The following is a 15,703-nucleotide window of genomic DNA, read 5'->3' as shown; positions in this document are numbered from 1 at the left end:
CTCTGGGGGCACTGTGCCTGGGTACGGAACGGCGCAGAACCAGACTGATTGCCTTCACCCGCCTGAAGGACTGGTCAACTCGGATTGATATCGTGCGCGGCCGTTTCGGCTGCTACGCAGCGCTGGCGGCACCGAGAAGTGGCTGCAGCGCACGGCCTGGAACTGGCCATGGGCCTGCCGATCTTCGGGTGGCGGTCTACATGTCGAGGCCGTCAAGCGCGTGCGCGGCATCCTCGCCCCGCGTGGACTGAAGTCGCCCGCGTGCGGCGCGGCCGGCACCAGTCGCCACTGTGTCGGGGAATTCGATCGAACTCACACCGCCGGCCGCCGCGTGCGACGGCAAATCGGGCGCGTAACTTCAGCTCGATCGGCACCACCGCCCTCTCTCACCACTCACTGATCGCTTTCGTATTCGATGCAGGAAGTCACCGTCTATGACCGATGGCGCATGCAAGGGCAACCCCGGCCTTGGCGGCGGGCACCGTGCTCGTCTCGGGCGACCAAAAGTAATCTTTGGCGGCGAAGCCGTCACCATAAACAATCGCATGGGCCTCCCCCGCTGCGGTGATTGAGGCGTTTCTCGTGCGTCAAGCGGCCGTGCCGGGTCAAGGTCTACACCGATTCGCAAGCAACGTGCAGAAAGGCATCAGCGAGTGGCTAGCCGGCTGGAAAGCCCGCGGCTGGAAAGCACCGCCGACAAGAAACCCGTGAAGAACGACGACCTATGGCGCATCCTCGATGAACTCGTCGTCACGCATGAGGTGAGCGGCACTGGGTCAAGGTGGCACGCCGGCCACCCGGGCAATAGCGCGCCGATGCGCTCGCCAACAAGGGCGTGGAGCTGGCGCGCCAGGCAATTCAGACCGGCGCCTGATGCTCACTTGCAGGCGCGCAGGTGGACGCGCAATGTCATCGACTGTGCAAAGCGTGCAGCAGAAGAAACCCTAGTTCGACGCTAGTCCAAACCGCTTCGTAACGACGTTGCACTCCATCCACTCGCGCCATACACTGGAGCAAAGGCGGCACACAGTGCATTCGTCATTTTTTGAGGCTGGCTGATGACATTGAATTCCACGCAGGCACGCCACGTTACCGCGCGGGAGCATTCTCACTCTCACCTGTTCTGCCAGCGTTGACGGCACCTACGCCTGCTACGCAGTGACGGCGGAGGCACTGGAAGAGCACTTCGCGCCCGCTCCTGGCGGCAGGAAGATTTGCTGCAAGCCATGGAGACCCACCGGGCGCATCGAAGACATGGCGCGCTCGCTGTTCAAGCTGACAGATTCGCATGACATCGTGCTGCGCAGCGGACACTTCCGCTTTGGCATGTAGCTCAGCATCTCAGGAGGTGACGCACCCCGGTTGCGTCACCTGCCTCAGGCACGTTCGCCCGCACCAGAACAGCGAACGGCCTTGGGGACCCGGGAGAAAGGGGCGCCATGCGGACAGCGGGACAACATCGGCAGGGCCTCGCCACACACCCATTTTTGGAGGCACGCCGTGCAAGCACCGATCGATCTCTCCTCGAAGTCTTTCGCACTCAGCTACAAAACTGCCCTGCACACCCTGACCACTCTGGAGGAAACACAAGAACGCGCGCTCAAGATCACGCTGAAGGGCGTGGGAAGATGTGAACGGCGCGCACTCGCCTGCTCCGTCCCGGTTTCCAGGCCGCCAACTGGAAGACCTGGCCGCGCCGCCGAGCCCCGCTCCGCCCCAAACCCATCGAGCAAAGCAGTCGCCTCTTCCAAACCTTCCTGAGCATGGTGAGCGAGCAGCAGAACGCCCCGCGCGCAACAGGCCACCACATCAGCGGAAGCCTGGCGCACGCTGGCGACACATTGGCAAGAAGAAAGCCCCCAACCCATGATCGCGCCAGTCCGCGCCCTGTTCGGCGCGCTGGGGGACTGCAGACCGTGGGGCATGCCCAAAACGCTCTCAGCCTGCAGAAAGAAAAAGGCAAGCGTAAAAAACGCTGAGCCCGCCGCCCCGTGCGTGAGCACAGCCACTCACCGACGGTTGACGCGCTAGTCAGGCTTGCACATGCTTCATCTCGCGCCTCGCACCACTTCCAGCCGCAGGTGAACCCCCAGAGCCGGGTGACGTGGCGGACCATCTCTTCGTAGTTGCTGCCCAGGGGGCGGCGGTTGTTCTGCTGATGCCGCATGGTCAACGAACGATCACCGCCCACGTCCACATTGGTGGACCTGATGTTCGGCTCGATGTTCGACAGTCTCGTACTGGCTCGCCAGCAACTGGCGGATCATGCGATAGCCCTCATCGTCTGGTGGATGGCGGTCACGCGCAGCTTGGGCTCGCGGTCATCATCCAGCACCGAGAACAACTTCAGCTCACGAATTACCCGCTGTGAGGAGGACCAGCAAGAAGCTCTCGTCCTTGAAGTTGCGCATGGCAAAGTCGAGCGTCTCCTGCCAGTCACTGCCGGCACTCGGGGCGCCCAGCGGAGTCTTCATCGGTCGGCGACCGATGAAGATTTCCGCTGGGCGCCCGAGATTGCCGGCAGTGACTGGCAGGAGACGCTCGACTTTGCCATGCGCAACTTCAAGGACGAGAGCTTCTTGCTGCAGTTCCTGTCGCCGCGGGTGATTCGTGAGCTGAAGTTGTTCTCGGTGCTGGATGATGACCGCGAGCCCAAGCTGCGCGTGACCGCCATCCACGACGATGAGGGCTATCGCATGATCCGCCAGTTGCTGGCGAGCCAGTACGACTTGTCGAACATCGAGCCGAACATCCAGGTCACCAATGTGGACGTGGGCGGTGATCGTTCGTTGACCATGCGGCATCAGCAGAACAACCGCCGCCCCCTGGGCAGCAACTACGAAGAGATGGTCCGCCACGTCACCCGGCTCTGGGGCTTCACCTGCCGGCTGGAAGTGGTCTACGAAGACGGTCGGCGCGAGATGAAGTACGAGTGCAAGCCTGACTAGCGCGTCAACCGTCGGTGAGTGGCTGTGCTCACACCGCCGGGGCGGCGGGCTCAGCGTTTTTTACGCTTGCCTTTTTCTTTTCTGCAGGCTGAAGCGTTTGCGGCATGCCCGGCGGTTCTGCGGTCCCCAGCGCGCCGAACAGGGCGCGGACTGGCGCGATCATCGGTTCATCTCCCCAATGTGTCGCCAGCGTGCGCCAGGCTTCCGCTGATGTGGTGGCCTGTTGCAGCAGGGCGTTCTGCTGCTCGCTCACCATGCTCAGGAAGGTTTGGAAGAGGCGACTGCTTTGCTCGATGCGGGTTTGCAGCAAGGCGGCTGGCAGCGCGGCCAGGTCTTCCCAGTTGGCGGCCTCGGAAACCGAGGCGCAGGCTTGCAGTGCGCGCCGTTCCGCATCTTCCACGCCCTTGAGCGTGATCTTGAGCGCGCGTTCTTGTGTTTCCTCCAGAGTGGTCAGGGTGTGCAGGGCGGTTTGTAGCTGAGTGCGAAAGACTTCGAGAGAGAGATCGATCGGTGCTTGCACGGCGTGCCTCCAAAAATGGGTGTGTGGCGAGGCCCTGCCGATGTTGTCCGCTGTCCCGCATGGCGCCCCTTTCTCCCCCGGGTCCCCAAGGCCGTTCGCTGTTCTGGTGCGGGCGAACGTGCCTGGCAGGTGACGCAACCGGGGTGACGTCACCTCCTGAGATGCTGAGCTACATGCCAAAGCGGAAGTGTCCGCTGCGCAGCACGATGTCATGCGAATCTGTCAGCTTGAACAGCGAGCGCGCCATGTCTTCGATGGTCCCCCGGTGGGTCTCCATGGCTTGCAGCAGATCTTCCTGCCGCCAGGAGCGGGCGCCGAAGTGCTCTTCCAGTGCCTCCGCCGTCACTGCGTAGCAGGCGTAGGTGCCGTCAACGCTGGCAGAACAGGTGAGAGTGAGATCTGCCGCACAGTAACGTGGCGTGCCTGCGTGGAATTCGATCGATTTCATGGCCGGCCTCCATGAAAAAATGACGATGCACTGTGTGCCGCCTTTGCTCCAGTGTATGGCGCGAGTGGATGAATGCAACGTCGTTACGAAGCGGTTTGGACTAGCGTCAAACTGGGTTTCTTCTGCTGCACGCTTTGCACAGTCGATGACATTGCGCGTCCACCTGCGCGCCTGCAAGTGAGCATCAGGCGCCGGTCTGAATTGCCTGGCGCGCCAGCTCCACGCCCTTGTTGGCGAGCGCATCGGCGCGCTCATTGCCCGGGTGGCCAGCATGGCCCTTGACCCAGTGCCAGCTCACCTCATGCGTGACGACGAGTTCATCGAGGATGCGCCATAGGTCGTCGTTCTTCACGGGTTTCTTGTCGGCGGTCTTCCAGCCGCGGGCTTTCCAGCCGGCTAGCCACTCGCTGATGCCTTTCTGCACGTACTGCGAATCGGTGTAGACCTTGACCCGGCACGGCCGCTTGAGCGCGCGAAACGCCTCAATCACGGCCATCAGCTCCATGCGATTGTTAGTGGTGACGGCTTCGCCGCCAAAGAGTTCTTTTTCGTGGCCGCCCGAGACGAGCACGGTGCCCCAGCCGCCAAGGCCGGGGTTGCCCTTGCATGCGCCATCGGAATAGACGGTGACTTCCTGCATGAATACGAAAGCGATCAGTGAGTGGTGAGAGGGCGGTGGTGCCGATCGACTGAAGTTACGCGCCCGATTTGCCGTCGCACGCGGCGGCCGGCGGTGTCTTGGTCGAATGCGAACCCGACGGCGTGGCGACTGGTGTGCCGGCCGGCACCAGCGCGGGCGACTTGCGGGTCTTCCACGCGGGGCCAATCATGCGCATGCCGCGCACGCGCTTGACGGCCTGCAACATGTAGACCGCTCCGAAGATCGGCCACCAGCGATCGCCGGCCTTTTCCATGAAGGCCGTGCGCTGCAGCCACTTCTCGGTGCGGTTGGGCGGCCGGTAGCAGCCGAAACGGCCGCGCACGATATCAAATCCGAGCAGCTTGAGCCAGTCCTTCAGGCGGGTGAAGGCAATCATCTGGCTCTGCGCGGGCAGGAACGATTCCGTACCCAGGCGCCGCATGCCCTGGCGCATGCCCCAGAGGCTCAACGGGTTGAAGCCGGTGATGATCAATCGCCCTTCAGGCATCAGCACGCGCGCCACCTCACGCAGCACTTCGTGCGGGTCGTCTGTGAACTCCAGCACGTGGGGCAGGGCCACCAGGTCGATACTTTGCGAGGCGAAGGGCAGTTCATCGTAGCGGCAGATCACGCGGGGCTTGGCCTGGCGCTGTGGGGCGCCGGTGTCGGTCTCGCCGTCGGCGGAGGCGTCTGCGGGCTCGGCCGGGTCGCCGTCCATCGGGTCGAGCGTTTCAATGGGAGCGGTCGGGTCGATATCGTCGATCACGCGCGCAATCAGTGGGATACGGTTCTCGCGCAGCGCGCCAAAGCCCGGGTGGCCCAGTTGCAGCGCGTGAAAGCCGAACATATCGGCGACGGTGCGATCGAATTGCGCCTGCTCCCAACGCAGGACGTATTGTCCAGGTGGCGAAGCCAGCCAGTGGTGCCAATCTATAATGCGGCGATCGTTAGAGGAGTCAGGCATGGTCCAGGGTGGTGTGCCGTCGGAAGTAGCACTTGAGGTAGAGGCGATCGCTGCGTTTGCCGACAACTATATTTGGGCGCTTCACGATGGCCGCGTGGCTGCTGTTGTGGACCCAGGCGACGCGCAACCCGTGCTGCGCTTCCTCCAGGAGCGCGGGCTCGCGCTCGGTGCCATTGTAATCACACATCATCACGGCGATCACGTCGGCGGGGTGCGAGAACTGGTCGCGGCGTATCCGGAGAATCCCGAAGGTGCACCGCTGCCGGTGATCGGTCCGGCTGGCGAATCCATCCCGTGCCGCACCCAGGCCGTGCACGAAGGCGACATCGTCACGCTTGCGCAACCGGCTGCCACGTTCCGCGTGATTGATGTGCCGGGCCACACCAGTGGCCACGTTGCCTACGTTGGTCATCTGCAAGGCGACAAGGCCCCCGCCAGCCTGTTTTGCGGCGATACGTTATTCGTCACCGGTTGCGGCAGGCTCTTCGAGGGCACGCCTGCGCAGATGCGGTCGTCGCTGGCCAAGCTGGCCGCGCTGGCACCGGACACCCGTGTTTACTGTGCGCATGAATACACCGCTTCGAATGTGCGCTTTGCGCGCGCGGTCGAGCCGGGCAACGCCGACCTGGCGGCCTGGGAAGATGAGGTTGCGGCGTTGCGGGCCGAGGGTCGCTCGACCGTACCCACCACCATCGGCCACGAGTGCGCGACCAACCCGTTCATGCGATCGGATGAGTCTGAAGTGATGCAAGCGGCAGCTCGCCACGCTGGCATCGACGCAAAAGATCCGGTGGCCGTATTCGCCGCTTTGCGCGAGTGGAAGAACGGTTTCCGTTGAGATTACGTGCCGCGCGGCGGATCACGGCCTGCGTGCCAAGATGCTTGCCGAGGCAAGCACAGGGTCTACGCGGGTTGACGTGGCGGGATGCGTTTCTTACTATCTGGGGCAATTTTTAGGTCCAACCCCTCAGAACTTGATGCGATCCGTGCGACTTCTTGCGGCATCTGTGCTCAGTCTGCTTCTCGCGGCCTGTGCTACGGCTCCCGCTCCGAATGCCGACACTGCCAGTACAAGCGCCTCTGCCTCCACTTCCGGCCGAAATGCGCCGGTCGTCAATGTTGATCAGCAGCCCGTGGCTTCCCTGAAAGGGCCGGCCAAGGATCTCTGGGCGCGCATTCGCCAAGGCTTCTCCATGCCCGATCTGCAAAGCTCGGCCGTGGATGACCGTGCCGATTGGTATGCGCAGCGCCCGGAAGCGTTCCAGCGCATGGTCGAGCGCTCGAACCGCTATCTGTATCACATCGTCGAAGAGCTGGAGCGCCGCAACATGCCCACCGAACTGGCGTTGCTGCCGTTCGTGGAGAGCGCGTTTAACCCGCAGGCAGTGTCGAGTGCCAAGGCAGCCGGGATGTGGCAGTTCATCCCCAGTACCGGCAGAACCTACAACCTCAAGCAGAACGTCTTCCAGGACGAGCGCCGCGACGTGCTCGCCTCGACCGACGCCGCGCTGGACTACCTCTCCAAGCTGCACGATCAGTTTGGCGACTGGCAATTGGCGCTGGCCGCCTATAACTGGGGCGAGGGCTCGGTCGCCCGGGCGATTGCGCGCAACCAGGCGGCGGGCCTGTCGACGGACTACGTCAACCTGAACATGCCGGCCGAGACGCGCATGTACGTGCCGAAGCTCCAGGCGGTGAAGAACATCATCGCCAACCCGGATCGCTACGGCGTCAGGTTGCCGGATATCCCGAACCACCCGTACTTCGTTACCGTTACCACCTCGCGTGATATCGACGTGACGCTGGCGGCCAAGCTGGCCAATTTGCCGATGGACGAGTTCAAGGCGCTCAACCCCTCGTTCAACCGGCCGGTGATCCTGGGGGCCTCGAACCCGCAGATCTTGCTTCCGTACGACAACGCGGAAACGTTTCAGTACAACCTGAACACGTATCGCGGCGGGCTGTCGAGCTGGACGGCGGTGACAGTGGGCAACCGTGAACGTGTGGAAGCCCTGGCGGCACGGTTGAAGGTTGACCCCGACACCATCCGCGAGATCAACCGCATTCCCAAGGGTATGCGCTTGAAGGCCGGTTCCACGGTGGTTGTGCCGCGCGCGGACGGTGCCAAGGACGATGCGCCGGATATCAGCCCTGAACTGGCGGAGAACGCCACCATGGCCGTCGAACCCGACATGCCGGACCTGAGAAAGGTCGTGGTGCGTGCCGGCAAGCGTGATACGGTTGCAGGGCTGTCGCGGCGCTATGGCGTGTCGGTGGCGCAGATCCGTGCGTGGAACCAGCTGCCGGGCGATGCGATCCCGCGGGGGCACAGCGTGGTGCTGATGCTGCCGCAGGCGCGGGGCGGTGGTCGTGTGCGTGCAGTGCGCGTATCGGCAGCGTCGACGACGGCGTCGACCGGGCGGGTGCCGACGGCCAAGGTGGCCGGCAAGCCGGTGGTCAAGGCTAGGCCGGTGGCAAGCACATCGGCCAAGCGCAAGAAGCGCTGAAGCTGGCAAACTGAAGCGGCGTCCTGCGGGGCGCCGTTTTCTTTTTGGACTGTGGTAAGACCCGCGTAAGTTGGCGGTCGCACAGTAGCCGCATCGAGCACATCGAATATTGAGCCGGCACGCCACGCAGCGGACCGGCCAGGAGACAACGTCATGCCCATGTCCGCCGCATACCGCGCGCTGTATCAGCGTTCCGTCGACGATCCTTCTGCCTTCTGGCACGAGCAGGCCCAGCGCATCGACTGGCAGACGCCATATTCCGCCGTGCTCGACGATTCGCGCCTGCCGTTTGCCCGCTGGTTCGTCGGCGGGCGCACCAATCTGTGCCACAACGCGGTCGATCGGCATCTCGCCACGCGTGGTGAGCAGGCGGCACTGGTGTATGTCTCCACCGAAACCGGTATCGAGACGACATACACGTATCGCCAGCTCCATCGCGAGGTCAATCGCATGGCAGCCAGCCTGCAGGCGCTGGGCGTCAAGCGGGGCGATCGAGTGCTGATCTACCTGCCGATGATTCCCGAGGCCGCGTTTGCCATGCTGGCCTGCACGCGCATTGGGGCGATCCACTCGGTGGTGTTCGGCGGCTTCGCATCGAACAGCCTGGCCACGCGCATTGACGATGCCACGCCGCGCGTCATCGTCAGCGCCGATGCAGGTTCGCGTGCCGGCAAGGTTGTTGAGTACAAGCCGTTGCTCGACGCCGCCATCGATCTGGCAGTGCACAAGCCGGAGCGCGTGCTGCTGGTCAACCGCAAGCTGGCGCCGATACAGCACAACGCACGTGACGTCGACTACGCCGCGCTTGGCGGCGAGCATGCGAATGCCGACGTGCCGTGCGAGTGGATGGAGTCGAGCGAGCCCTCGTACATCCTCTACACCTCGGGCACGACGGGCAAGCCCAAGGGCGTTCAGCGCGACACGGGTGGCTATGCGGTGGCATTGGCCGCGTCGATACCGCTGATCTTCGGCGCGCAGGCCGGCGACACAATGTTCACCGCGTCGGATGTCGGCTGGGTGGTCGGCCACAGCTACATCGTCTATGCGCCGCTGCTTGCTGGCCTGACGACGGTGATGTACGAGGGCACGCCCATCCGCCCAGACGGCGCCATCTGGTGGCGCATTGTCGAGCAATACCGCGTGAACGTGATGTTCACGGCGCCGACGGCCATTCGCGTGCTCAAGAAGCAGGATCCGGCGCTGCTGCATCGGCATGACCTGTCCAGCCTGCGCCGCTTATTCCTGGCGGGCGAACCGCTGGACGAGCCGACCGCGAGCTGGATCGGCGAGGCGCTGCAAAAGCCCATCGTCGACAACTACTGGCAGACCGAAACCGGCTGGCCGATGCTGGCCATCCCGCAGGGCGTGGAGCCGTCGACGCAAAAGCTGGGTTCACCTGGTTTCCCGGTCTACGGCTACAAGCTCGACATCCTCGACGAGGCGACCGGCCAGCCTTGCGCACCCGGCGAGAAGGGGTTGCTGGCCGTGACGGCGCCGCTGCCACCGGGCTGCATGAGCACGGTCTGGCGCGATGATGCGCGCTTCCTCAAGACGTACTGGTCCGCCTTTCCGGGCGGTCAGATTTACTCCAGCTTCGATTGGGGCGTGCGAGATGCGGAGGGCTACGTCACCATCCTTGGTCGCACCGACGACGTGATCAACGTGGCCGGCCATCGCCTGGGCACGCGCGAGATCGAAGAGAGCCTGTCGTCGCATCCGGCCATCGCCGAGGTGGCTGTGGTGGGGGTGGCTGACCAGCTCAAAGGGCAGGTGGCGATGGGCTTTGCCATCGTGCGCGACGCGTCACGCGTCGCAGAGCCAACCGATCGCCTTGCGCTGGAGGGGGAACTCATGCGTACCGTGGAGGCGCAACTCGGTGCGGTGGCGCGGCCGTCGCGCGTGTTTTTCGTCAATGCGTTGCCCAAGACGCGCTCGGGCAAGCTGTTGCGGCGAGCCATGCAGGCGGTGGCCGAAGGGCGCGATCCGGGCGATCTGACCACCATTGAGGACCCGACTGCGCTGGCACAAGTGCAGGCCGCCATGCAGGGGTAGTGGCGCACAGAAAAGTGATGCTCTCGCAGGTCTGGAAGCAGGGCATCGGGCACGGCGGGACGTCACAATTGGCGGGCTACCCGCCGTTAAGTCCTTCCTTTCATTGAGTTTTTTGCGGCGCGCGGGTATACTTGTTAGGTTTGAGTTCAGAAACCCATCACCCTAGCGCCAACCGCTTCCTACCTCCCGCCTGCCGCCCCGTCTGCCTCGTTTCTCGGTGAGTTCTGCCCCAGTCACGACGCGCAAACGGCCCGGATTCCGCGCAGCCGGAATTCCGTATGGCGCCAAGGTGTTCAGGTCGGCACAGGGTGAATCCAGCAGGAGCTACCCGTGTTGCCGTCTTTCCCGCCCGCCATTCTCGCGCTTGCAGACGGCACGGTCTTTCGTGGCTATTCCATCGGTGCAGCCGGTCATACGATCGGCGAAGTGGTGTTCAACACCGCCATCACTGGTTATCAGGAAATCCTTACCGATCCGAGCTACTCGCGCCAGATCGTCACGCTCACGTACCCGCATATCGGTAACGTCGGCGTGAACCGTGAGGACGTCGAAGCCACGAAAGTCCATGCCGCCGGCCTCATCATCAAGGATCTGCCGATCCTCGCGTCGAACTTCCGCAAGGAGCATTCGCTCTCGCATTACCTGAAGGGCGAGAAGGTCGTCGCCATTGCCGGTATCGATACCCGCAAGCTGACCCGCATCCTGCGCGAGAAGGGCGCCCAGAACGGCTGCATCCTCGCCGGCGAAGACAACGTGCAGAAGGCCATCGACCTGGCGCGCTCGTTCCCGGGCCTGTCGGGCATGGACCTGGCGAAGGTGGTGTCCGTCACCGAGCCGTACGAGTGGACCCAGACCGAATGGGAACTGGGCCGCGGCTACGGCAAGCAGGAAGCCCCGAAGTATCACGTGGTTGCGTATGACTTCGGCGTCAAGTTCAACATCCTGCGCATGCTGGCCGAGCGCGGCTGCCGTGTGACGGTGGTGCCGGCGCAAACCAGCGCCGCCGACGTGCTGGCGCACAACCCGGACGGCGTGTTTCTCTCCAACGGCCCTGGCGATCCGGAACCGTGCGATTACGCCATCGCTGCCGCCAAGGAATTCCTGGACCGTCGCCTCCCGACGTTCGGCATCTGCCTGGGTCACCAGATCATGGGCCTGGCCGTCGGTGGCAAGACGCTCAAGATGAAGACCGGCCACCACGGCGCCAACCACCCGGTGAAGGATCTGCAGGACGGCCGCGTGGTCATCACCTCGCAGAACCACGGCTTTGCGGTGGACCCGGACTCGCTGCCCGCCAATGCACGCGTGACGCACGTCTCGCTGTTCGACGGCACGCTGCAGGGCTTCGAGCTGACGGACCGCCCGGCATTCTGCTTCCAGGGTCACCCGGAAGCGTCGCCCGGCCCGCACGACATCGCGTATCTGTTCGACCGCTTCACCGCGGCGATGGACGCAGCCAAGCGGTAAGGCAAACGAGATCGCCATGAACGCCTTCATGCTCGCCCACTTCGGCATCACCGAGTTCTGGACCTTCCTGCTCGGCACGATCTTCATCGTGCTGTTGCCGGGGCCGAACTCGATGTACGTGCTGTCGGTGGCGGCCCGTCGCGGTGTGCGCGCGGGCTACCAGGGCGCATGCGGCGTGTTCCTGGGCGATGCCATCCTGATGGTGCTGTCGGCGGCGGGTGTGGCTTCGCTGTTGAAGGCGAGTCCGGCGCTGTTCTACGTCGTGAAATACATCGGTGCGGCGTACCTGGCGTGGATCGGCCTGCAGATGCTGCGCGGCGCGGTGAACAGCTGGCGCGCACGCAAGGCCGGCGAGTCGACCGAACAGAACGCGGCCCCGGCCGATGAATCCCATCCGTTCAAGAAGGCGCTGATCATCAGCCTGCTGAACCCGAAGGCGATCCTGTTCTTCATCTCGTTCTTCATCCAGTTCGTCGATCCGCACTACGCATTGCCGGTGGTGTCGTTCGTCGTACTGGGGCTGGTCTGCCAGGTCTGCAGCTTCCTGTACCTGACCACCATCATCTTCGTGGGCGCGCGGCTGGCCGCGGCGTTCCGCGCGCGACGACGTTTGTCTGCCGGTATGAGCAGCGGCGTCGGCGCCATGTTTATCGGCTTTTCCGCCAAGCTGGCGACGGCCACACTGAATTAATCGAATCGAGCGGGTTATGCCAAAACGTACAGACATTAAAACCATCCTGATCATCGGCGCGGGTCCGATCATCATCGGCCAGGCGTGCGAGTTCGATTACTCCGGCGCGCAGGCTTGCAAGGCGCTCCGTGAAGAAGGCTTCAAGGTGGTCCTGGTCAACAGCAACCCGGCCACGATCATGACGGACCCCAGCACGGCCGATGTGACCTACATCGAGCCGATCACCTGGGAAGTGGTTGAGCGCATCATCGCCAAGGAGCGCCCGGACGCGATCCTGCCGACCATGGGTGGCCAGACCGCGCTGAACTGCGCGCTGGACCTGCACCGCCACGGCGTGCTCGAGAAGTACAACGTCGAGCTGATCGGCGCGTCGCCGGAGGCCATCGACAAGGCGGAAGACCGCCAGAAGTTCAAGAACGCAATGACGAAGATCGGCCTCGGTTCGGCCAAGTCGGGCATTGCGCATTCGATGGACGAAGCCGTGGCCGTGCAATCGCAGATCGCGCGCGAAACCGGCACCAGCGGCTACCCGATCGTGATCCGTCCGTCGTTCACGCTGGGCGGCACCGGCGGTGGCATCGCCTACAACCGGGAAGAATTCGAAGAGATCTGCAAGCGCGGTCTCGACCTTTCGCCGACCAACGAGCTGCTGATCGAGGAATCGCTGCTCGGCTGGAAGGAATACGAGATGGAGGTCGTGCGCGACAAGGCCGACAACTGCATCATCGTCTGCTCGATCGAAAACCTGGACCCGATGGGCATCCACACCGGTGACTCCATCACCGTGGCCCCGGCACAGACGCTGACCGACAAGGAATACCAGATCCTGCGTAACGCCTCGCTGGCTGTGCTGCGTGAGATCGGTGTCGATACGGGCGGTTCGAACGTGCAGTTCTCGATCAACCCGAAGGACGGTCGCATGATCGTCATCGAGATGAACCCGCGCGTGTCGCGTTCGTCGGCGCTGGCGTCGAAGGCCACCGGTTTCCCGATCGCCAAGGTTGCCGCCAAGCTGGCCGTGGGCTACACGCTGGACGAACTGAAGAACGAGATCACCGGCGGCGCGACCCCGGCGTCGTTCGAGCCGTCGATCGACTACGTGGTCACCAAGGTGCCGCGTTTCGCGTTCGAAAAATTCCCGCAGGCCGACAGCCACCTGACCACGCAGATGAAGTCGGTGGGCGAGGTGATGGCCATGGGCCGGACCTTCCAGGAATCGTTCCAGAAGGCACTGCGCGGCCTGGAAGTCGGGGTGGATGGTCTGGACGAAAAGTCGACCGACCGCGACGAGATTATCGAAGAGATCGGCGAAGCCGGTCCGGATCGCATCTGGTATCTGGGCGATGCATTCCGCCTGGGCCTGTCGATCGACGAGGTCTATGCCGAAACGGCAGTGGACCCGTGGTTCCTCGCGCAGATCGAAGACATTGTCAAGACCGAAGCGCTGGTCAAGGCTCGCGCGTTGGATAGCCTGTCGGCCGCCGAACTGCGTCTGCTCAAGCAGAAGGGCTTCTCCGACCGTCGCCTGGCCAAGCTGACCAAGACGACCGCCAAGGCCGTGCGCGAGAAGCGTATCGCCGAGAAGGTCCGTCCGGTCTACAAGCGTGTGGACACCTGCGCGGCTGAGTTCGCCACCAACACCGCATACCTGTACTCGACGTACGAAGCCGAGCACGGCGAGTGCGAAGCCGAGCCGACCAACAACAAGAAGATCATGGTGCTGGGCGGTGGCCCGAACCGGATCGGCCAAGGCATTGAGTTCGACTACTGCTGCGTGCACGCCGCGCTGGCACTGCGCGAAGACGGGTACGAGACCATCATGGTCAACTGCAACCCGGAAACCGTTTCGACCGACTACGACACGTCTGATCGCCTGTACTTCGAGCCGGTGACGCTGGAAGACGTGCTCGAAATCGTCGACAAGGAAAAGCCGGTCGGCGTGATCGTGCAGTACGGCGGCCAGACCCCGCTGAAGCTCGCGCTGGATCTGGAAGCCAACGGCGTGCCCATCATCGGTACGTCGCCGGACATGATCGATGCGGCCGAAGACCGTGAGCGCTTCCAGAAGCTGCTGCACGAGCTGGGCCTGCGTCAGCCGCCCAACCGCACCGCGCGCGCTGAAGACGAAGCGCTGAAGCTGGCCGAAGAGATCGGCTACCCGCTGGTGGTGCGCCCGTCGTACGTGCTGGGTGGCCGCGCGATGGAAATCGTGCACGAGCCGCGCGACCTCGAGCGCTACATGCGCGAAGCCGTGAAGGTGTCGAACGACAGCCCTGTGCTGCTCGACCGCTTCCTGAACGACGCCATCGAATGCGACGTGGATTGCCTCTCCGACGGCAAGCGCGTCTTCATCGGCGGCGTGATGGAGCACATCGAGCAGGCTGGCGTGCACTCGGGTGATTCGGCTTGTTCGCTGCCGCCGTATTCGCTGTCGCAAGCCACCGTTGACGAACTCAAGCGCCAGACCGCCGCAATGGCCAAGGCGCTGAACGTGGTCGGCCTGATGAACGTGCAGTTCGCCATTCAGCAACGCGATGGCCAAGACATCGTCTACGTGCTGGAAGTGAACCCGCGCGCCTCGCGTACGGTGCCGTACGTGTCGAAGGCGACCAGCGTCTCGCTGGCCAAGGTGGCGGCGCGCTGCATGGCAGGCCAGTCGCTCGATTCGCAAGGCATCGAGAAGGAAGTCGTGCCGGCGTACTACAGCGTCAAGGAAGCCGTGTTCCCGTTCAACAAGTTCCCGGGTGTTGACCCGGTGCTTGGACCCGAAATGCGCTCCACGGGCGAAGTGATGGGCGTCGGCAAGACCTTCGGCGAGGCGCTCTTCAAGAGCCAGCTCGCCGCTGGTTCGCGCCTGCCCGAGAAGGGCACCGTGCTGATGACGGTCAAGGACAGCGACAAGCCGGCCGCGGTGGAAGTCGCCCGCGCGCTGCATACGCTGGGCTACCCGATTGTGGCGACGCGCGGCACGGCTTCGGCCATCGAAGCTGCCGGCATTCCGGTGCGTGTGATCAACAAGGTGAAGGAAGGCCGTCCGCACATCGTCGACATGATCAAGAACAGCGAGATCGCACTCGTGTTCACGACCGTCGACGAAACGCGTACCGCGATTGCTGACTCGCGCTCGATCCGCCAAGCGGCGCTGGCCCAGCGTGTGACGTACTACACGACCATTGCCGGCGCCCGCGCCGCAGTGGAAGGCCTGAAGCACATGCAACATCTGGACGTGTATGACCTCCAAGGTCTGCACGCCACCCTGTAAGCCCGGAGCCCGATAACGCCACGAGCAGGCACCGCGACGCGGCATAGCGTCGCGGTAAACCGCCTAAGGTGGGGCAGTTGCCGCCTCTAGGCGGTTCGCCTACACTACAGCGTCCGTGTCAAAACAACGACAGCCGCCGTCAGGCGGGTGTGCGCTACGCGCCCTCCCGCTTCGCAGCGGCTGATTTTTTTGTGATTCCGAATT

Annotated in this window: 10 protein-coding genes and 4 pseudogenes; 9 read left to right on the top strand and 5 right to left on the bottom strand. The window is 63.7% G+C overall.

The features are described from left to right. Window positions 1-415: 415 nt before the first annotated feature. Both ACS13N_RS17460 and ACS13N_RS17455 read left to right on the top strand, forming a co-directional pair. Window positions 416-874 (top strand): annotated as a pseudogene (locus ACS13N_RS17460) (ribonuclease H family protein). Between the two features lie 177 nt (window positions 875-1,051). Next, window positions 1,052-1,332, top strand: a pseudogene (locus tag ACS13N_RS17455) (DUF1488 domain-containing protein). A 695-nt stretch (window positions 1,333-2,027) separates the two neighbouring features. On the opposite strand, the pseudogene ACS13N_RS17450 reads toward ACS13N_RS17455, so the two are convergent. Further along, window positions 2,028-2,484, bottom strand: a pseudogene (locus tag ACS13N_RS17450) (SpoVR family protein); the annotation flags it as partial. On the opposite strand from ACS13N_RS17450, the pseudogene ACS13N_RS17445 reads away from it, so the two are divergent. Further along, window positions 2,484-2,948 (top strand): annotated as a pseudogene (locus tag ACS13N_RS17445) (SpoVR family protein); the annotation flags it as partial. The pseudogenes ACS13N_RS17450 and ACS13N_RS17445 sit on opposite strands and share 1 nt — an antisense overlap. 28 nt (window positions 2,949-2,976) lie before the next feature. On the opposite strand, the gene ACS13N_RS17440 reads toward ACS13N_RS17445, so the two are convergent. The 4 genes from ACS13N_RS17440 to ACS13N_RS17425 all read right to left on the bottom strand — a co-directional run bounded on the left by ACS13N_RS17440 (window position 2,977) and on the right by ACS13N_RS17425 (window position 5,520). Further along, window positions 2,977-3,468 carry a hypothetical protein gene (locus ACS13N_RS17440; RefSeq protein ID WP_438932789.1) on the bottom strand — a complete coding sequence of 164 codons (492 nt, stop codon included), beginning with the start codon at window positions 3,466-3,468 and terminating at the stop codon, window positions 2,977-2,979. A gap of 169 nt (window positions 3,469-3,637) precedes the next feature. Beyond that, complete coding sequence (locus ACS13N_RS17435) at window positions 3,638-3,916, bottom strand: DUF1488 domain-containing protein (protein ID WP_438932788.1); 279 nt, start codon at window positions 3,914-3,916, stop codon at window positions 3,638-3,640. A 184-nt stretch (window positions 3,917-4,100) separates the two neighbouring features. Beyond that, window positions 4,101-4,556, bottom strand: coding sequence for a ribonuclease HI (gene rnhA, locus ACS13N_RS17430; protein ID WP_039597562.1), 456 nt, complete (start codon window positions 4,554-4,556; stop codon window positions 4,101-4,103). Between the two features lie 55 nt (window positions 4,557-4,611). Then, complete coding sequence (locus tag ACS13N_RS17425; protein WP_438932787.1) at window positions 4,612-5,520, bottom strand: class I SAM-dependent methyltransferase; 909 nt, start codon at window positions 5,518-5,520, stop codon at window positions 4,612-4,614. On the opposite strand from ACS13N_RS17425, the gene gloB reads away from it, so the two are divergent. The 6 genes from gloB to carB all read left to right on the top strand — a co-directional run bounded on the left by gloB (window position 5,519) and on the right by carB (window position 15,499). Continuing rightward, the gene (gene gloB, locus ACS13N_RS17420) at window positions 5,519-6,358 is read left to right on the top strand and encodes a hydroxyacylglutathione hydrolase (protein ID WP_438932786.1); all 840 of its coding nucleotides are present in this window, start codon (window positions 5,519-5,521) and stop codon (window positions 6,356-6,358) included. The genes ACS13N_RS17425 and gloB overlap by 2 nt on opposite strands. Before the next feature lie 139 nt (window positions 6,359-6,497). Further along, window positions 6,498-8,027 (top strand): transglycosylase SLT domain-containing protein, encoded by a 1,530-nt coding sequence (locus tag ACS13N_RS17415; RefSeq protein ID WP_438932785.1) that lies wholly within the window; start codon window positions 6,498-6,500, stop codon window positions 8,025-8,027. Between the two features lie 153 nt (window positions 8,028-8,180). Further along, window positions 8,181-10,079, top strand: a complete 1,899-nt coding sequence (prpE, locus tag ACS13N_RS17410) for a propionate--CoA ligase (protein WP_438932784.1) — start codon at window positions 8,181-8,183, stop codon at window positions 10,077-10,079. 330 nt (window positions 10,080-10,409) lie between these two features. Then, window positions 10,410-11,546, top strand: coding sequence for a glutamine-hydrolyzing carbamoyl-phosphate synthase small subunit (gene carA, locus ACS13N_RS17405; RefSeq protein WP_438932783.1), 1,137 nt, complete (start codon window positions 10,410-10,412; stop codon window positions 11,544-11,546). 16 nt (window positions 11,547-11,562) lie between these two features. After that, entirely contained in the window at window positions 11,563-12,237 is a 675-nt protein-coding gene (gene leuE, locus ACS13N_RS17400) for a leucine efflux protein LeuE (protein ID WP_438932782.1), read from the top strand. Window positions 12,238-12,253: 16 nt separating this feature from the next. Then, the gene (carB, locus tag ACS13N_RS17395; RefSeq protein WP_438932781.1) at window positions 12,254-15,499 is read left to right on the top strand and encodes a carbamoyl-phosphate synthase large subunit; all 3,246 of its coding nucleotides are present in this window, start codon (window positions 12,254-12,256) and stop codon (window positions 15,497-15,499) included. The last annotated feature ends 204 nt before the right edge of the window (window positions 15,500-15,703 follow it).

Origin of the sequence: Ralstonia sp. 24A2, assembly GCF_051783885.1 — a bacterium.
GTDB lineage: Bacteria > Pseudomonadota > Gammaproteobacteria > Burkholderiales > Burkholderiaceae > Ralstonia.
Note: the sequence above shows the minus strand (reverse complement) of the source record. Positions and strands in the feature narration are given on the sequence as shown.

Excerpts from the sequence above, each read along its gene's own strand:
- gloB (WP_438932786.1), top strand. The coding sequence starts at position 5,519 with ATGGTCCAGGGTGGTGTGCCGTCGGAAGTAGCACTTGAGGTAGAGGCG.
- leuE (WP_438932782.1), top strand. The coding sequence starts at position 11,563 with ATGAACGCCTTCATGCTCGCCCACTTCGGCATCACCGAGTTCTGGACC.
- ACS13N_RS17425 (WP_438932787.1), bottom strand. The coding sequence starts at position 5,520 with ATGCCTGACTCCTCTAACGATCGCCGCATTATAGATTGGCACCACTGG.
- prpE (WP_438932784.1), top strand. The coding sequence starts at position 8,181 with ATGCCCATGTCCGCCGCATACCGCGCGCTGTATCAGCGTTCCGTCGAC.
- ACS13N_RS17435 (WP_438932788.1), bottom strand. The coding sequence starts at position 3,916 with ATGAAATCGATCGAATTCCACGCAGGCACGCCACGTTACTGTGCGGCA.
- ACS13N_RS17415 (WP_438932785.1), top strand. The coding sequence starts at position 6,498 with ATGCGATCCGTGCGACTTCTTGCGGCATCTGTGCTCAGTCTGCTTCTC.
- carB (WP_438932781.1), top strand. The coding sequence starts at position 12,254 with ATGCCAAAACGTACAGACATTAAAACCATCCTGATCATCGGCGCGGGT.
- rnhA (WP_039597562.1), bottom strand. The coding sequence starts at position 4,556 with ATGCAGGAAGTCACCGTCTATTCCGATGGCGCATGCAAGGGCAACCCC.